This window comes from Enterobacter cloacae complex sp. S1 (assembly GCF_014930525.1).
In the GTDB taxonomy this organism is placed as follows: Bacteria; Pseudomonadota; Gammaproteobacteria; order Enterobacterales; family Enterobacteriaceae; genus Enterobacter; species Enterobacter hormaechei_C.
Genome location: NZ_JADBRE010000004.1, coordinates 508388 through 526109 on the forward strand (window position 1 = coordinate 508388; position 17722 = coordinate 526109).

Sequence of the window (17722 nt, forward strand, 5' to 3'; positions counted from 1 at the left end):
GTTTTTTGTTTTCTATAGCAGAAGCGGCAACGTGGCGCTTGCCGTTTGCTGACTGACGTCACCGTAATGGCTGTCTACTGCAATAAGGGAAGTGGTTAGCAGTTCAACCAGCAGCATCACGCCAACCTTGGCGTTGAGCGCACCCGCGCTCAGCGGTCCCTCGGGTTTGGCTGCAACCAGCTGTAAATCGCTCAGGGAGGCCAGCGGGCTGCGGGGCGTATTGCTGAGCGCCAGTACCTTAACGCCCCGCTTGCGGGCGAGTTTCACCACGTGAAGCAGATCCCGTGTAGAGCCGGAACTTGAGATGGCCACCACCAGCGTCTCTTTCGAGAGCGTCGTCGCATTCATGGCGGCGCGATGCATATCGCTAAACAGCTGTGCAGGTTTACCGAGTCGCAGCAGCTTGTAATGCAAATACTCCCCCAGAATTGCGCTGGCTGCCACTCCGTAAATTTGCACTGACTGCGCCAGATGAAGGGCCAGTGTCGCCTGTTCAAGCTGGGCCCGGTCGAGGAGTTTTGCGGTATCTTGCAGCGCCTGGACAGACTCATCCACCACGTTATCTATCGCATCTCCTGCCTGACGCTCCGGCAAACCCTGCTGAATATCCAGCGCAAGCGCCATTTTAAATTCGTTATATCCCTTACAGCCCAGCGTGCGGCAAAGGCGTGTGACGCTGGCCTCGCTGGTGCCGCTTTCACGCGCCAGCTCGGTGATCGTCAGGTAGAGCACCCTGGCAGGATCGTTGAGGACAAACTCCCCCAGTTTTTGTTGCGTTGGGCTGTACCCGGAAGCCTCCTGGCGTAGCTTCAGCAGCAGGTTTTCATGGTCCGACATGCTAGATCCTTAATGCGTTTCTCTGCCAACTAGTGTGGCGGAAAGCGGGGGAGAGATGCCAGTCATTTCGAAAAAGTATGATCGGCGTCCTGGTTTTTGGTGGTAATTTTCACAATTAAAAATATATGTGGTAAAAATTTTCATCAATAACCAGGGGGATAAAAAAATGATGCAAATGTTCAGCGGAGCGTCTTCCGGCGGATGGTTTGAAAAAGCGCAGCGCTTCGGCAAATCCTTTATGTTACCCATCGCCATACTGCCCGCAGCAGGTCTGTTGCTGGGGATCGGCGGGGCGCTATCGAATCCAAATACGCTTACTGCGTATCCATTTTTAGACGTTGGCTGGCTACAGGCCATCTTTACCATCATGAGCAGCGCAGGCTCGATTGTGTTTGCAAACCTGTCGGTACTGTTTGCTGTTGGGGTCGCCGTTGGGCTGGCGAAAAATGATAAAGGCACGGCAGGGCTGGCGGCGTTGCTCGCTTATCTGGTGATGAATGCCACTATCAATGCGCTGCTGATCCTGACCGGAAAACTGGCGCATGAGAACCCGGGCGCCGTAGGGCAGGGCATGACGCTGGGTATTCAGACGCTTGAAACGGGCGTGTTTGGTGGGGTAGTTATTGGGCTGGTGACCTGCGCACTGCATCATCGGTTTAATAAAATCGCGCTTCCGCAATTCCTGGGCTTTTTTGGCGGCTCACGCTTCGTTCCCATTATCAGCTCACTGGCGGCGATACTCGTCGGCGCGCTGATGACCGTGGTCTGGCCGCATTTTCAGAAGCTGATCTTTGGCCTCGGCGGGCTGGTGGATGCCACCGACTATCTGGGGACTTTGCTGTACGGCTTCATCCTGCGCATGCTTGGCCCGTTTGGTTTGCACCACATCTTCTATCTTCCGTTCTGGACCACCGCGCTTGGCGGCAGTGAAATTGTTAACGGTCACCTGGTTGAGGGTACGCAGCGGATCTTCTTCGCCCAGCTCGCCGACCCGAACACGCAGCATTTCTATGAGGGCACGTCGCGCTTCATGTCCGGGCGCTTTATTACCATGATGTTTGGTCTGCTCGGCGCCTGCCTTGCGATGTACCACACGGCCAGGCCGGAGAACAAAAAGCGGGTTGCCGGGCTGCTGCTCTCTGCGGCGTTAACCTCATTCCTGACGGGAATTACCGAGCCCATAGAGTTCTCATTCCTGTTTATTGCCCCGGTGCTGTACGTCATTCATGCGCTGTTTGACGGGCTGGCGTTCATGCTCGCGCACATGCTGCACATCACCATCGGACAAACATTCTCCGGCGGGTTTATTGATTTCGTGCTGTTCGGCATTTTGCAGGGGGAAGCGAAAACTAACTGGATGTTCGTCCCGCTGGTGGGCGTACCGTGGTTCTTCCTTTACTACTGTACCTTCCGCTATCTGATCAAACGTTTTGATTTTGCCACGCCGGGCCGTGAAAAGGAGGCGTTGGCTGACGAGGCTACCCTGCCGCAAAGCGAGCGCGCCGCGGCGGTGATCGCCGGGCTGGGAGGAAAAGACAATCTGGATGACGTTGACTGCTGCGCCACGCGCCTTCGCGTCACGGTGAAAGACGGTAGCAAAGTCAATGAATCTGCACTGAAAGCGACCGGCGCCCGCGGCGTAATCGTCCGCGGCAACGGTGTCCAGGTCATCTATGGACCGCACGTCACCATTATCAAAAACGAAGTAGAAGAGATCTTATCGTAATGAAAACTGTACTGGATAACCTGAAAGGAAAACTGGTCGTCTCCTGCCAGGCGCTGGAAAACGAACCGTTGCACAGCCCGTTTATTATGTCGCGAATGGCGCTGGCGGCGGCCCAGGGCGGTGCCGCTGCGATCCGCGCCAATAGCGTGGTGGATATTGAGGCTATCAAAGGGCTGGTCTCACTGCCGGTAATCGGCATCATCAAACGAGACTATCCGGACAGCGAGGTGTTCATCACCGCAACGCTCAAAGAAGTGGATGAGTTGATGGCGGTCGGCCCGGAGATCGTTGCGCTGGATGCGACCGCCCGGAAACGGCCCGGTGGCGGATCGCTGGACATGCTGATCGCGCAGATCCGCACCCGTTACCCTTCGCTGCTGCTGATGGCGGATATTGCCACCGTGCAGGAGGCCGTGGCCGCGCAGGTGCTGGGGTTTGATTGCGTCGGAACCACCCTTTACGGTTATACGGCGGAGACTGCGGGCCATTCGCTACCGGAAAATGACTGCGCGTTTTTGAAAGAGGTGCTGTCTGCCGTCACGATCCCCGTGATTGCTGAAGGTAACGTGGATACGCCTGAACGCGCGGCCAGGTGTCTGGCGCTGGGGGCGCACACGGTTGTCGTCGGCGGGGCGATCACCCGACCACAGCAAATTACGGAACGGTTTATGGCGGCAATTGGCGCGCAAAGCACCGATGGAGCATGATCATCTGACGGGGATCTGCGATACTTATCGTTTATTCCCTTAACAGAGTTGACTATGCAGTACCCGATTAACGAGATGTTCCAGACCCTGCAAGGCGAGGGTTACTTTACCGGCGTTCCCGCTATCTTTATTCGTTTACAGGGATGCCCGGTTGGCTGTGCCTGGTGTGATACCAAACATACGTGGGATAAGCTCGCAGATCGGGAAGTATCGCTGTTCAGCATTCTGGCGAAAACCAAAGAGAGCGATAAATGGGGCGCGGGCAGCGCAGAAGATCTGCTTGCCATTATTGGTCGTCAGGGCTGGACGGCGCGGCACGTGGTGATCACCGGCGGGGAACCCTGCATTCACGATCTGATGCCGCTCACCGAACTGCTCGAGAAGAACGGCTATAGCTGTCAGATCGAAACCAGCGGCACCCATGAAGTGCGCTGCTCCCATTCAACGTGGGTCACGGTTTCACCAAAAGTGAATATGCGTGGCGGGTATGACGTACTGTCGCAGGCGCTTGAGCGAGCTGATGAGATCAAACATCCGGTGGGGCGCGTGCGTGACATCGAAGCGCTGGATGAACTGCTGGCGACGCTGACGGACGAAAAGCAGCGCGTGATCGCGCTCCAGCCTATCAGCCAGAAAGACGATGCGACCCGTCTGTGCATTGAAACCTGTATCGCCCGCAACTGGCGCCTGTCGATGCAGACGCACAAATATCTGAACATTGCCTGATACTTTTGTGGCCCCGCTTAACGCGGGGCTTTTGTTGTTGGCAGTAAAGCCCAGGTCACGACTACCGACCCAAGGCAAATCGCACTGTTGAAAAGCAAGGCATACTGCGCGGCACTGGCCGTTCCCATCGGCAGCCATAGCGCGTACAGCGATGCGGTGACCGCGATCCCCATGGCTCCGCCCAGGGAGCTGCCCATCTTATAGATCCCTGAAGCCACCCCCACTTTGTTTTCAGGGGCATTCATTACCGCCGTGTCCGTTGAGGGCGTGGCGTAACATCCGAGCCCCAGCCCGAATAAAATATTGCTCAGAAAAACGGTAACAATGTAGACCTCTTTGCTTAAGAAGGTGCATGAAATCAGCGAAATACCTGTTGCGGTCAGCAGCGGGCCGGTCATCATCGGCAGCCTGGCGCCATAGCGCTGAAGCAGTTTTTCACCCACCCGGATCATCGCCAGTACGGTAACCAGATACCCCAGCGTCATCATGCCGGTCTGTAGCGGTGACAGATGATGGCCCTGCTGCAACCAGATGCTGGCGATCATCATGGTGCCAATGCAGCCGTTGAGCAGGAAATTTGAGAATACCGAGGCGCTATAGGCCCGGTTTTTAAACAGGGCGAAATCGATCAGCGCCGCATCGCCTTTTCGCCGCCCGGTAACGACAAAGCACATCAGTGCAATCACGGCTCCACACAGTACAAGAAGCGATAAACTGCTGCTCCAGCCCCAGCTGTGTCCTTTGCTAATAAACAGATTGAACAGCACCAGCATAAGGACAAAACTCACCAGGCCGCTGATATCCAGTTTGTGTCGACACGCATCAGGGCTGCGGCTTTCCGGCGTGGCGCGGATAAGCAATAGCGCGGCCAGAGCCACCACCATCGACAGAATAAAAATCCAGCGCCAGCCCAGCGTGGTGGCAATGGCACCTCCCACAAACGAGCTCAGGCCACTCCCGCCCCATGAACCGATAACCCAGAAACTGATTGCGCGCTGGCGTGCTTTACCTTCATACCAGGTCTTAATCAGCGCCAGCGTGGCGGGCATGATGCACGCCGCTGATAGCCCCTGTATCGCTCTTCCCAACAGAAACAGGATGGGCTCCCATGAAATGAACAGCAGACCACTCCCGATCATGCTCAGGATCAGGCCAATCATGGTCAGGCGCATGCGCCCAAACTTATCGGCAAACCCACCGCAGGCGACGACAAAACAGCCGCTGAACAACGCGCTCAGGCTGACGGCCAGCGTAAGGGTTTCGAGGGCAATATCGAGGCTATTCTGCATGGCCGGAACCACGTTGATAACCGACTGGGCAAACAGCCAGAATGTCAGAACGCTCATGACGATACCCGCCAGCAGCCGATCGTTACCGGCGTAGGCGGATGCGCCTGTCAGGGAAACGGTACTCATAGTGCAGCCCTCCCGGGAAGGTGCGAATCAGCGCAGATAGTGTTCGGTCAGTGCGGCCCACAGCGCCGCGCCGGTGAGGAGAATGTTGTCGTTAAAGTCGTAGCCCGGGTTATGTACCATGCAGCGGTCAGGCTCATCCCCGGCGCCAAGCGTGAAATAGCAGCCATTGGGATTTTTCTCGAGCATGAAAGCAAAGTCCTCGCTGCCCATAAACGCATTGACCTCCGCGACGGCATCCTGACCGAACAGATCGGTGGCGACGCTGCGCACCATCTCGTTGGCTTGCGGATTGTTTTTCAGCACCGGGCTGCCGTTAATGTGTCGAATGGTGGCCGTCGCATTGAAACTTTCCGCCTGTGCAACGGCGATATCATGGATACGCTGTAGCACGGTTTGTCGCACGCGTTCATCCAGCGTGCGAACGGTAAGTTTCATCAATACCTTGTCGTTGATAATGTTGGGAGCGTGCCCGGCCTGAATGCTGCCTACGGTAACGACGGCTGGCTGGAAGGGGGTAATGTTGCGCGAAACAATCGACTGCAAAGCGATAGTGATATGGCAGGCAACCAGGGTGGCGTCAACGGTATGTTCTGGCACCGCGCCGTGCCCCCCCACGCCGTTAACCTCAATATGAAGGGTGTCGGAAGAGGCCATCATGGCGCCATCGCGCAGACCAATTTTTCCGAGGGGCTGTGACGGCATATTGTGCAGACCGAAGATGTGGTCGCAGGGGAACAGGTCAAACAAACCGTCCTCTACCATAACGCGTCCGCCATACAGAAGTTCTTCCGCGGGCTGAAAAATAAGGTGCAGCGTGCCGTTAAAATTGCGGGTGCGTGCCAGGTACTCCGCTGCATACAGGAGCGTTGTGGTGTGGCCGTCATGACCGCAGCCGTGGAATTTACCCTCAACGGTACTGCTCCACGCCTTGCCGTTGTTTTCCTGCATTGGCAGCGCATCCATATCGGCGCGCAGGCCCAGGCGTTTATGCCCGTTACCCACCTTCAGTGTGCCGACCACACCGGTTTTCGCCAGGCCGCGATGAACCTCATATCCCCATTCCTGAAGCAGCGCTGCAACGCGATCGCTCGTGTTGTGCTCCTCAAAACCAATTTCAGGATGCTGATGAAAATAGCGACGTAATTCAGTGAACCTAGCTTCGTTGCCACGCAGAGCTTCGATAATTGGATGTGTCATTTTTGTTATCCTTTTTCTGCCAAACGATGATAATTTCGAGTCTATGACGATCGTCCCGCCTGAAAATGCATTTTTTTGTTGTAAAGCGACGGCTTTATTTTGATTGTTTTTCATACAATTCAGTTATGACAAAAAAGATCAGGTCATTTTTTGTCTTTGGTGAGGGGTAAGATGGCGCAACGGGGAGATGAATTTTGGATAGAGATTCAGGACATTCGCCACTGCGTGGAGGATGAAGGCGATACGCTAACGTTGCTCTGGGTGCTGGAAGGGCGGGCAGAGCTGAACACCGATGTGGGACATGACATCCTGGAGGCCAATACCCTTGCTATCATCAACCGTCATCGGCGCTGGCTGTTCACGAGCGAAACGGCAAATGTCACCCTGCGCGTAACCCTTTCCGGGCGCTGGGTCATCCAGCTCTGCAATGATTTTTTTGCCCATGATTATGCTGTACCGGCAGAAGCCGGAGGCGTCTGGCCCCAATGCGATGCGCTTCGCGATCTGCTGCGCCAGCTTCTTGTGGTCACCCTCATCAACGACCCGCACCGCTACCGGCTGGAGGCGTACCGCTGGCTGAGCGAGATATTGCTCTTGCTGACCAGCCGCTTTCAACAGCCCGCCCGTATGCTGTCCCGGGAACTTTCCTCAGCGCACAGCAAACGCATCGCCCGGGTGATAGAGCGGATCAATGCCAGTTATTCCCGCCGTATTACGCTTGCGGAAATCGCCGCGAGTGAATATGTCTCTGAAGCCTGGCTCTCTCGTCTCTTTCGCAAGGAGGTGGGGATCAGTTTCATGCAGTACATCACCCACCTGCGGCTGGAAAAGGCGGCCGACGCTCTCCGGCTGACGAACCGACCGCTGCACCAGATTGCGCTTGAGCAGGGTTTCGCCAGCACGCGTATGATGAGCGATCGGTTCAGGCGTGTTCACAATATGTCTCCGGGTGAGTTTCGTAAGACCCGGCGCCAGCACCCGGAGGCGGCACGTATTCGGACGGACAGGCGTGAGCAGCGCTATCCGGTCGCCGTGGACAAGCTGTTTAGCCTGCTCAATGAACCGGTGGCGCGCGGTTGGGGAGCCTCGCCGCTCATCGTTCATCCGCAGCAGGAGCAGAGCCTGGATCTTGAGCAGCTTAATCCTCTTTCTGCCTCGCTGCGCCGTATGCGGGTGGTCATTACCCTGCGTGAGCTCGACGATTTGCTGCGTAAGGACGTTCGACAAAATCTGGAGGCGATAAATGAGGCCATTCCCATTGAGGGGATTGATATCGCCGAACCTTTTCTCAGCAGTCGTCTGTTTGCCACCGGGTGGGATGACCCCCAGATAGCGGGCTACGCCTGCTGGTACAATCTGCATCAGCTCTTCACCTGGCTGGCAAAAAAGCAGTGGACGGTGCTACTGCACACCGGCGTAACGACCCGTCGCGATCTTCTTACCCGTTTTTTACAACAGTCGGTTAATCATTTTTCGCCAGAGATCACCGCGGGCTGGCACTTCGTCATGCACTGGTCAACACAGGCAAGTGAGGAGACCCGGGAGCAGGTCTGGCTGGCCCAGCAAAAGGCAATACGAACTTATCTTCCGCAGGCAAAGTTTGGTTTATGGCACCGATTTGCCCCCGTCAGCGCGGGCGTAAGCGACGATACCCTGTTCAGTTCAGCCATCCTGATGCAGGCCGATTTTCTTGCCTGTTCTGCCGATGCCAATGAGCTTCTCGATCCCGCGCAGCTGGAGGCAACCCCTCTCTCCTCAACGGAAAATTATCCGATACTGAAGGTCCGCCAGATCCTCGCCGCCCTTCGCCTGCGAAAAAGTTCGCTTCCCGTCTGGCTTCTCTCCTGGAATACCCTCACCGGCAACACGCGGGCGACAAACGGCTGGTTTTTTCGTGGGGCGTTGCTGATGCAGAACCTGCTTGGACTTTCGGAGCAGGTCTGGCTGGCGGGATTCTGGCTCAATTCGGGCCTTCAGGGAGAAGCTCGTGCGAACAACACCATCGATACCTCAAGCCTGGCGCTACAGTATAACCATGGTCTGCCGCGTCCGGTTTATTGGGTACTCTGGCTCTGGCAACGTCTGCGGGGCGAGGTGCTGGTCAATGATAAGCGTGTCCTGCTTACGCGCCATCGCAATGGTTATCAGCTGTTGCTGCGTAATGTGGTGGTTTTTAATCCGCTCCTTTCCAGTGAAGAAGCATTCATCCAGCGTTTTCGCCAGCAGTATCATTTACACCTGAAGGGAATGCGCGGTAAATGGCGAATTAAATGTCATCTGTTTGATCAGCACAACGGCGCGCTCTATCCGCTGCTTGAAGGGGTTGGCAGCGAAAGCGGCCCTGATGAAGAGATGTGGCGCTGGATAGCGCATAAAGCGCGTCCAACGCTTTCCGTACGCGATGAACGCCTTTATGACGGCTGGCAACTGAGTGAATCACTGGAGAGTAATGCGCTGGTGCTCTACGAGTTTACGCCGCTCGTGCCTCGTGAGGCCGCAACGGAGGAGATTCACTCCCCGCGGTAGACGCAGCCTGCCGTGCAGGTCTCTTTGATCATCACCGCGCTCAGCAGCGGCACCAGCGGTTTCATCTGATCCCAAATCCATTTCGCCAGCACTTCGCTGGTCGGGTTTTCAAGGCCCGGAATATCATTCAGATAGTAGTGATCGAGACGATCGTAGGTCGGCTTAAACGCGGCCTTCAGTTCGGCAAAGTCCATGATCCAGCCCGTATGGGGATCGACTTCACCGGTGATTTCAAGACGCACCATAAACGAGTGTCCATGCAGGCGGCCACATTTGTGCCCGGCAGGAACGTGTGGAAGGTGGTGTGCGGCTTCGAAGGTGAAATCTTTAAACAGTGTGGTGGACATCATAGCTCTCAGGAATGCGGAAAAAACCGCCGCATAGTACCGGAAAGCACAATTTTTATCATTAACTAAAACGGCTCTGAACGGTCACCGCCTCGTATTCATGGTATTTATCGGCCTTTATTGTTTTATTTCAGTTAGTTATTTAATCGCTTTTATCGTTAAGAACGATAACTAAAACAGGTTAGTCCATTTGGTTATTTATTATTTCCATCCCTTCTTTAATTGTTATTATCCCCGCCGTTAACCTTATCTTCAGTTTGGATTTATTCGCTTAAAGTCCGCTTTGCTACTGGAACATAACGACGCATGACAACACAGGCCCCACCTTCAAATTTGCTTCCCCTTAACCCGGAGCAACTGGCGCGCCTCCAGGCCGCGACTTCCGATTTTTCACCCACCCAGCTCGCCTGGGTCTCCGGCTATTTCTGGGGAATGCTCAACCAGCAGCCGGGTGCTGTGGCTGGCGTCCCGCCAACGGCCGTTGAAATTCCTGCCATCACGCTTATCTCCGCTTCGCAAACGGGTAATGCCCGTCGTGTGGCCGAAGCGCTGCGTGATGACCTGCTCGCCGCGAAGCTGAACGTTAACCTGGTCAACGCCGGGGATTATAAATTCAAACAGATCGCGTCAGAAAAATTGCTGGTGGTGGTGGCGTCAACGCAGGGGGAAGGTGAGCCTGCTGAAGAAGCCGTCGCGCTGCATAAGTTCCTGTTCTCGAAAAAAGCGCCCAGGCTGGAGGGCACCGCCTTTGCCGTCTTCGGCCTCGGTGATACGTCATATGAATTTTTCTGCCAGTCCGGTAAAGACTTCGACAGCAAGCTGGCGGAGCTGGGTGCAGAGCGCCTGCTGGATCGCGTAGACGCTGATGTCGAATACCAGGCCGCCGCCGCCGAATGGCGGACGCGCATCGTTGAGGTGCTGAAGGTCCGCGTCCCGAAAGAGACGCCAGCGCAGGCCGCCGTTACCGCAGCGGGCACCGTAAATGAAATCCACACCAGCCCTTACACGAAAGAGGCGCCGCTGACGGCGAGCCTGTCGGTAAACCAGAAAATCACGGGCCGTGATTCGGAAAAAGACGTGCGCCATATCGAAATCGATCTCGGTGACTCCGGCCTGCGTTATCAGCCTGGCGATGCGCTGGGCGTCTGGTATCAGAACGATCCGGCGCTGGTGAAAGAGCTGGTCGAGCTGCTGTGGCTGAAAGGCACGGAGCTGGTCCAGGTGGAAGGTAAAACCTTACCGCTCTCTGAGGCGCTTCAGTGGCATTTCGAGCTGACGGTGAACACCGCCAACATCGTTGAAAACTACGCCACCTTAACGCGCAGCGAGTCCCTTCTGCCGCTGGTGGGGGACAAGACGAAGTTACAGCATTACGCCGCGACGACGCCGATTGTCGACATGGTGCGTTTCTCCCCGGCACAGCTGGATGCCGACGCGCTGATCGGCCTGCTGCGTCCGCTGACGCCGCGTCTTTACTCCATCGCCTCTTCACAGGCGGAAGTGGAAAACGAAGTCCACATCACCGTTGGCGTGGTGCGTTACGACATCGAAGGCCGCGCGCGGGCGGGTGGGGCGTCGGGCTTCCTGGCCGACCGCGTGGAAGAAGAGGGCGAGGTGCGCGTCTTTATCGAACACAACGACAACTTCCGCCTGCCGGCGAACCCGGAAACGCCGGTGATCATGATTGGCCCGGGCACCGGCATCGCACCGTTCCGCGCCTTTATGCAGCAGCGTGCAGCGGACGAGGCACCGGGTAAAAACTGGCTGTTCTTCGGCAACCCGCATTTTACTGAAGATTTCCTCTACCAGGTTGAATGGCAGCGCTACGTCAAAGAGGGCGTGCTGACCCGCATCGATCTGGCCTGGTCCCGCGATCAGAAAGAAAAAGTATACGTACAAGACAAACTGCGCGAACAGGGCGCAGAGCTGTGGCGCTGGATCAATGACGGCGCCCACATTTATGTCTGCGGCGACGCCAATCGCATGGCGAAAGACGTTGAGCAGGCACTGCTGGAAGTGATTGCCGAATTCGGCGGTATGGATGCCGAAACGGCGGATGAATTTTTAAGTGAGCTGCGCGTAGAGCGCCGTTATCAGCGAGATGTCTACTAATGAGCGAAAAACATCCTGGCCCACTGGTGGTCGAAGGCAAACTGTCTGATGCCGAGCGCATGAAGGTAGAGAGCAACTACCTGCGCGGTACCATTGCCGAAGATTTAAATGACGGCCTGACCGGCGGTTTCAAAGGCGACAACTTCCTGCTGATCCGTTTCCACGGTATGTACCAGCAGGACGACCGCGATATCCGCGCCGAACGTGCCGAACAGAAGCTGGAGCCGCGTCATGCGATGCTGCTGCGCTGCCGCCTGCCGGGTGGCATCATCACCACCAAACAGTGGCAGGCGATTGACAAGTTTGCCGGTGAAAACACGATTTACGGCAGCATCCGTCTGACTAACCGTCAGACCTTCCAGTTCCACGGCATTCTGAAGAAGAACGTCAAGCCGGTGCACCAGATGCTGCACTCCGTGGGGCTGGACGCGCTGGCGACCGCCAACGACATGAACCGTAACGTGCTTTGCACCTCGAACCCGTATGAGTCCGAGCTGCACGCCGAAGCGTACGAGTGGGCGAAGAAGATCTCCGAGCACCTGCTGCCACGCACGCGTGCCTATGCGGAGATCTGGCTCGATCAGGAGAAAGTCGCGACCACGGACGAAGAGCCGATCCTCGGTCAGACCTACCTGCCGCGCAAATTCAAGACCACGGTGGTTATCCCGCCGCAGAACGATATCGACCTGCACGCCAACGACATGAACTTCGTGGCGATTGCCGAAAATGGCAAGCTGGTCGGCTTTAACCTGCTGGTGGGCGGCGGTTTGTCCATCGAGCATGGGAACAAGAAAACCTACGCCCGCACCGCGAGCGAGTTCGGCTTCCTGCCGCTGGAGCACACGCTGGCCGTGGCTGAGGCGGTGGTTACTACCCAGCGCGACTGGGGCAACCGTACCGACCGTAAAAACGCGAAAACCAAATACACCCTGGAGCGCGTGGGCGTCGAGACGTTCAAAGAAGAAGTGGAGCGTCGCGCGGGGATCAAGTTTGAGCCGATCCGCCCTTACGAATTCACCGGTCGCGGCGATCGCATTGGCTGGGTGAAAGGTATCGATAATAAATGGCACCTGACGCTGTTTATTGAAAACGGTCGTATTCTGGATTATCCGGGCCGCCCGCTGAAAACCGGTCTGCTGGAAATTGCTAAGATCCATAAAGGCGAGTTCCGCATTACCGCCAACCAGAACCTGATTATTGCCGGCGTGCCGGAAAGCCAGAAGGCTAAAATCGAGAAGCTGGCGCGCGATCATGGGTTGATGAATGCGGTTAAACCGCAGCGTGAAAACTCGATGGCCTGCGTGTCGTTCCCGACCTGTCCGCTGGCGATGGCCGAAGCGGAGCGTTTCCTGCCGTCCTTCACTGATAAGGTGGAAGCGATTCTGGAAAAACACGGTATTCCGGACGAGCATATTGTTATGCGCGTCACCGGCTGCCCGAACGGCTGCGGTCGCGCGATGCTGGCCGAGCTGGGTCTGGTGGGCAAAGCGCCGGGTCGTTACAACGTGCACCTTGGCGGCAACCGTATGGGGACGCGCATTCCGCGTATGTACCGTGAAAATATTACGGAACCGGAAATTCTTGATTCCATCGACGAGCTTGTCGGGCGCTGGGCGATAGAGCGTGAAGCGGGTGAAGGCTTCGGCGACTTTACGGTACGTGCGGGCATCATTCGCCCGGTGCTCGATCCCGCAAGGGATTTCTGGGAGTAACATCCCGGCGGTTTCACCGCTTTTGTAGGCCGGGCAAACGCAGTGCCGCCCGGCAAAACAGGCAAACGAGGTTCTTATGTCCGTACTCGATCTAAACGCCCTTAATGACCAGCCAAAAGTCGAACGCATTCTGGCCCTGGCAGAAACCAACGCCCAGCTGGAAAAACTCGACGCCGAAGGGCGCGTGGCGTGGGCGCTGGAAAACCTGCCGGGTGACTATGTGCTGTCGTCAAGCTTTGGCATCCAGGCGGCGGTCAGCCTGCACCTGGTGAATCGGATCCGCCCGGACATTCCGGTGATCCTCACCGATACCGGCTATCTGTTCCCGGAGACCTACCAGTTTATTGACGAGCTGACGGACAAGCTCAAGCTGAACCTCAAAGTTTACCGCGCGACGGAAAGCGCGGCCTGGCAGGAGGCGCGCTACGGCAAGCTGTGGGAGCAGGGTGTTGAGGGCATTGAGAAATACAATGAGATCAACAAGGTCGAGCCGATGAACCGGGCGCTGAAAGAGCTGAACGCTCAGACCTGGTTCGCGGGCCTGCGCCGCGAGCAGTCCGGGAGCCGGGCAACGCTGCCGGTGCTGGCGGTGCAGCGCGGCGTGTTCAAAGTGCTGCCGATCATCGACTGGGATAACCGCACGGTGTACCAGTATCTGCAAAAGCACGGGCTGAAGTACCATCCGCTGTGGGATCAAGGCTACCTGTCGGTAGGCGACACCCACACCACGCGTAAATGGGAACCGGGAATGGCGGAAGAAGAGACGCGATTCTTTGGGCTGAAGCGCGAGTGCGGGCTGCACGAAGGGTAATGTCGTTTCGCCCGGTGGCGGCTACGCCTTACCGGGCTTAATTGCCTCAGGCTTTCCCCGCTTTCGCCAGCTCCTTCACCAGCGGCAGCATCACCTTCACGACATCCCGGCTGCGGTGCTCAATCCGCTGCGGCAGCGCTTTATCAATGTGCTGCTGATTATCCAGCCGCACATCATGCCAGCTGGTGCCGTCCGGAAAGGCTTTCGATTTGCTGCGCTGCTGATAGCCATCTTTTTTGCCCAGCGCCCAGTTCGTCGCCTCGACGTAAAGCACCGGAATGCCCGCCTTATCAAACACTTCACCGTCATTACAGCAGCCTGTGCCTTTAGGATACTGCGGGTTACCGCCCGGATTTGTCGCAGCATAGACGCCATGCGTGCGGGCAAGCGCCAGCGCGCGGTCGCGGGTGAGTTTACGTACGCTGCTCGGCGTGCTCTGTCCGCTATTAAAATAGAGCTTATCCCCCACGATCAGATTATCGAGGTTAATCACCAGCAACGTATTTTTCTTCTCCTCAGCGCTCATGCGCTTAAGGAGATTCTCAGCGCCGAGTTTTCCTTCTTCTTCGCCGCTGGTCGCAACAAAGCGAATGCTGTATTTCGTCGGAATATTCTTCAGGCGTTCGGCCAGCTCAAGCATCACGCCCAGACCCGCCGCATTGTCATCCAGTCCCTGAAGCGTCAGCCCGCCGAGGTTATTATCGACATCGGCGTCGCTCAACGGCGTGTAGGTATCAAGGTGCGCCATAATAATAATCTGCTCAGCCGCCTTTCCTTCGTGCGCCGCAATGACCGTGCTGCCGGTTACGTTATGCCAGTTCTGCGTTTTATTGCGTGTGGTATAGATGTAGCGGCTGTGGAAAGCGCGAATGTCGCTCTCATAGCCCATATCCGCAAACTGCTGACGAATATAGTCTGCCGAGAGCATCTCGGCTGGGGTTCCGGTCATACGGCCCGGAAAGACCGTCGCAATATGCCGCGCCTGCATACTGGCTATTTCACCGTAAGATTGATTATTTGCCTGAGCCGGAAGGATAAAGCAAACGCCGAGCGCCAGGGCAACGAATCGGTGGCGCATTGCGGAAAACATAGTGAGTCCTTAAAAACAGAGCAAAATTTTAACCCGCATAGTATGAAACTGTGATCGGGTAGACACAATTTGAATTGCTCCTAAATGCCCGAAATTTCGCGTGTTAAGCATTTTTTGATATTTGCTTTTCCACGGCGTTATTCCATTGAGTAACTACTCATTCCAATTCGTAATTTCATTCGATCTAAGCCGCCCCCTATAGTCCCTTTATTCGTGGTTGTTAGTGAGTTGTTGCCTGTGGACTATCTCCCCCTTTTTGCTGCCTTAAAAGACCGACCGGTACTGGTTGTCGGGACGGGTGAAATTGCCGATCGCAAAATCGCCTTCCTGCAACGCGCCGGGGCGCAGGTGCAGATCGTTGCAGAGGCGGATTTTGAAGAGTCTCAGATCGACAGCGTGGTGCTGGTGATTGCGGCAACCGAAGATCGGGCGCTCAACCGCCGCATCTCCGACGCAGCTCAGGCCCGACACCGTCTGGTGAACGTGGTAGACGACCAGCCGTTATGTTCATTTATCTTCCCGTCAATTGTCGACCGCTCGCCGCTGCTGGTGGCGATCTCCTCCGGCGGCACCGCCCCGGTGCTGGCGCGCGTGCTGCGAGAAAAAATCGAAGCGCTGCTGCCGACCAGCCTCGGACGCATGGCGGAGAAGGCCAGCTACTGGCGCAACCATTTGAAAACGCGTCTGACCAGCGTGACGGAACGCCGTCGCTTCTGGGAGCGTGTGTTTCGCGGCCGCTTTGCCAGCCTGATGCAGGCCGGTAACGAGACGGCGGCGCAACAAATTCTCGAAGACGAACTGGATAACCCCGGCAGTACGGGCGGGGAGATCATTCTGGTGGGCGCCGGGCCGGGCGATGCCGGGCTGCTCACGCTGCGTGGCCTCCAGGTTCTTCAGGATGCGGATGTCGTGTTCTATGACCACCTGGTCACCGACGGTATTCGCGAGCTGATCCGCCGTGACGCGGAGCAAATTTGCGTCGGCAAACGTGCCGGCGAGCACTCCGTGCCCCAGCACGACACCAACCAGATGCTGATTGCCGCCGCGAAAGCGGGCAAGACCGTGGTGCGCCTGAAAGGGGGCGACCCGTTTATCTTCGGTCGTGGTGGCGAGGAGTTGCAGGCGGCAGCCGAAGCGGGCGTCCCGTTCCAGGTGGTTCCCGGCATTACGGCGGCGTCTGCCGTCACGGCCTACGCCGGTATTCCGCTGACCCATCGCGATTACGCCCAGAGCGTGACCTTTGTGACCGGGCACTATAAAGCCGACAGCACGCCGTTTGACTGGTCGCATCTCGCCCAGAGCCGACAAACGCTGGCGATTTATATGGGCACGATGAAAGCGGCTGACATCAGCGAACAGCTTATTCAGCACGGTCGCGATGCGACGACGCCGGTAGCGGTGATCTCCCGCGGGACACGCGTCGATCAGCATGTCGCCATCGGCACCTTACAAGACCTTGCAACCCTGGCGAAAGACGCCCCAATGCCCGCCCTGATCGTGGTGGGAGAAGTGGTGCAGCTGCACAGCACGCTCGCCTGGTTCCAACACACAACCGACACAGAAGGCTTTGGCGCTTCTGTTATAAATTTGGCTTAAGGAACGGTTATGGACCAAAAACGACTTACTCACCTGCGGCAGCTCGAAGCGGAAAGTATCCACATTATCCGCGAAGTGGCCGCCGAGTTTTCTAACCCGGTGATGATGTACTCCATCGGTAAAGATTCCAGCGTCATGCTGCACCTGGCGCGTAAAGCGTTTTATCCGGGTACGCTGCCGTTCCCGCTGTTACACGTGGATACCGGCTGGAAATTCCGCGAGATGTACGAGTTTCGTGACCGTACCGCCAAAGCCTACGGCTGCGAGCTGCTGGTGCACAAAAACCCGGAAGGGGTGGCGATGGGCATCAACCCGTTCGTGCACGGCAGCGCCAAGCATACCGACATCATGAAAACCGAAGGGCTGAAGCAGGTGCTGAATAAATACGGTTTTGATGCGGCCTTCGGCGGCGCGCGACGTGACGAAGAGAAATCCCGCGCCAAAGAGCGTATCTACTCTTTCCGCGACCGCTTCCACCGCTGGGACCCGAAAAACCAGCGTCCGGAGCTGTGGCACAACTACAACGGCCAGATCAACAAGGGCGAAAGCATTCGCGTCTTCCCGCTCTCCAACTGGACCGAGCTGGATATCTGGCAGTACATCTATCTGGAAAATATTGAGATCGTTCCGCTGTATCTGGCGGCCGAGCGCCCGGTGCTGGAGCGCGACGGCATGCTGATGATGATCGACGACGATCGCATTGATTTACAGCCGGGCGAAGTGATCAAAAAACAGATGGTCCGTTTCCGTACTCTCGGCTGCTGGCCGTTGACCGGCGCGGTGGAATCCAGTGCGCAGACGCTGCCCGAGATCATCGAGGAGATGCTGGTGTCGACCACCAGTGAGCGACAGGGCCGCGTGATTGACCGCGACCAGGCAGGCTCCATGGAGCTGAAGAAACGTCAGGGTTATTTCTAAGG

General features: G+C 56.7%; 14 protein-coding genes. 9 read left to right on the forward strand and 5 right to left on the reverse strand.

Annotated features, from left to right (window positions below):
* Positions 1–12: 12 nt before the first annotated feature.
* Entirely contained in the window at positions 13–837 is an 825-nt protein-coding gene (locus IM290_RS04890; protein ID WP_193042445.1) for a MurR/RpiR family transcriptional regulator, read from the reverse strand.
* 166 nt (positions 838–1003) lie between these two features.
* On the opposite strand from IM290_RS04890, the gene IM290_RS04895 reads away from it, so the two are divergent.
* Genes IM290_RS04895 through queE form a run of 3 tightly spaced genes read left to right on the forward strand, consistent with a single transcriptional unit; the run spans position 1004 to position 3996 of the window.
* Positions 1004–2563: a PTS transporter subunit EIIC gene (locus IM290_RS04895; protein WP_193042444.1), complete on the forward strand. Its 1560-nt coding sequence runs from the start codon at positions 1004–1006 to the stop codon at positions 2561–2563.
* Complete coding sequence (locus tag IM290_RS04900) at positions 2563–3270, forward strand: N-acetylmannosamine-6-phosphate 2-epimerase (RefSeq protein WP_033487593.1); 708 nt, start codon at positions 2563–2565, stop codon at positions 3268–3270. The genes IM290_RS04895 and IM290_RS04900 overlap by 1 nt, the downstream gene beginning before the upstream one ends.
* A gap of 54 nt (positions 3271–3324) precedes the next feature.
* Entirely contained in the window at positions 3325–3996 is a 672-nt protein-coding gene (gene queE, locus IM290_RS04905; protein WP_006811780.1) for a 7-carboxy-7-deazaguanine synthase QueE, read from the forward strand.
* A 17-nt stretch (positions 3997–4013) separates the two neighbouring features.
* Here queE and IM290_RS04910 read toward each other — a convergent pair whose 3' ends face one another.
* Both IM290_RS04910 and IM290_RS04915 read right to left on the reverse strand, forming a co-directional pair.
* Entirely contained in the window at positions 4014–5411 is a 1398-nt protein-coding gene (locus tag IM290_RS04910; protein WP_193042443.1) for an MFS transporter, read from the reverse strand.
* A 27-nt stretch (positions 5412–5438) separates the two neighbouring features.
* Positions 5439–6608: a M20 aminoacylase family protein gene (locus IM290_RS04915; RefSeq protein WP_017692754.1), complete on the reverse strand. Its 1170-nt coding sequence runs from the start codon at positions 6606–6608 to the stop codon at positions 5439–5441.
* Positions 6609–6779: 171 nt separating this feature from the next.
* Between IM290_RS04915 and IM290_RS04920 the strand changes: the two genes are divergently transcribed.
* Positions 6780–9134: a helix-turn-helix domain-containing protein gene (locus tag IM290_RS04920; protein WP_193354474.1), complete on the forward strand. Its 2355-nt coding sequence runs from the start codon at positions 6780–6782 to the stop codon at positions 9132–9134.
* Here IM290_RS04920 and queD read toward each other — a convergent pair.
* A complete protein-coding gene (queD, locus tag IM290_RS04925) occupies positions 9119–9484 on the reverse strand; it encodes a 6-carboxytetrahydropterin synthase QueD (protein ID WP_006811776.1) in 366 nt (121 codons plus the stop codon). The two genes, IM290_RS04920 and queD, sit on opposite strands and share 16 nt — an antisense overlap.
* Positions 9485–9787: 303 nt before the next feature.
* Here queD and cysJ point away from each other — a divergent pair, with 303 nt between their 5' ends.
* The 3 genes from cysJ to cysH all read left to right on the forward strand — a co-directional run bounded on the left by cysJ (position 9788) and on the right by cysH (position 14116).
* Positions 9788–11593 carry an NADPH-dependent assimilatory sulfite reductase flavoprotein subunit gene (cysJ, locus tag IM290_RS04930; RefSeq protein WP_193042610.1) on the forward strand — a complete coding sequence of 602 codons (1806 nt, stop codon included), beginning with the start codon at positions 9788–9790 and terminating at the stop codon, positions 11591–11593.
* Complete coding sequence (gene cysI, locus IM290_RS04935; protein ID WP_064489135.1) at positions 11593–13305, forward strand: assimilatory sulfite reductase (NADPH) hemoprotein subunit; 1713 nt, start codon at positions 11593–11595, stop codon at positions 13303–13305. The genes cysJ and cysI overlap by 1 nt, the downstream gene beginning before the upstream one ends.
* A 76-nt stretch (positions 13306–13381) precedes the next feature.
* Entirely contained in the window at positions 13382–14116 is a 735-nt protein-coding gene (gene cysH, locus IM290_RS04940) for a phosphoadenosine phosphosulfate reductase (protein ID WP_193042611.1), read from the forward strand.
* Positions 14117–14162: 46 nt separating this feature from the next.
* On the opposite strand, the gene IM290_RS04945 is transcribed toward cysH, so the two are convergent.
* Positions 14163–15206, reverse strand: a complete 1044-nt coding sequence (locus tag IM290_RS04945) for an aminopeptidase (protein ID WP_193042612.1) — start codon at positions 15204–15206, stop codon at positions 14163–14165.
* A 237-nt stretch (positions 15207–15443) separates the two neighbouring features.
* Between IM290_RS04945 and cysG the strand changes: the two genes are divergently transcribed.
* Together cysG and cysD are read left to right on the forward strand one after the other, a co-directional pair.
* Positions 15444–16802, forward strand: coding sequence for a siroheme synthase CysG (cysG, locus tag IM290_RS04950; RefSeq protein WP_023304331.1), 1359 nt, complete (start codon positions 15444–15446; stop codon positions 16800–16802).
* Positions 16803–16811: 9 nt separating this feature from the next.
* Positions 16812–17720: a sulfate adenylyltransferase subunit CysD gene (gene cysD, locus IM290_RS04955; RefSeq protein ID WP_193042613.1), complete on the forward strand. Its 909-nt coding sequence runs from the start codon at positions 16812–16814 to the stop codon at positions 17718–17720.
* Positions 17721–17722: the final 2 nt, after the last annotated feature.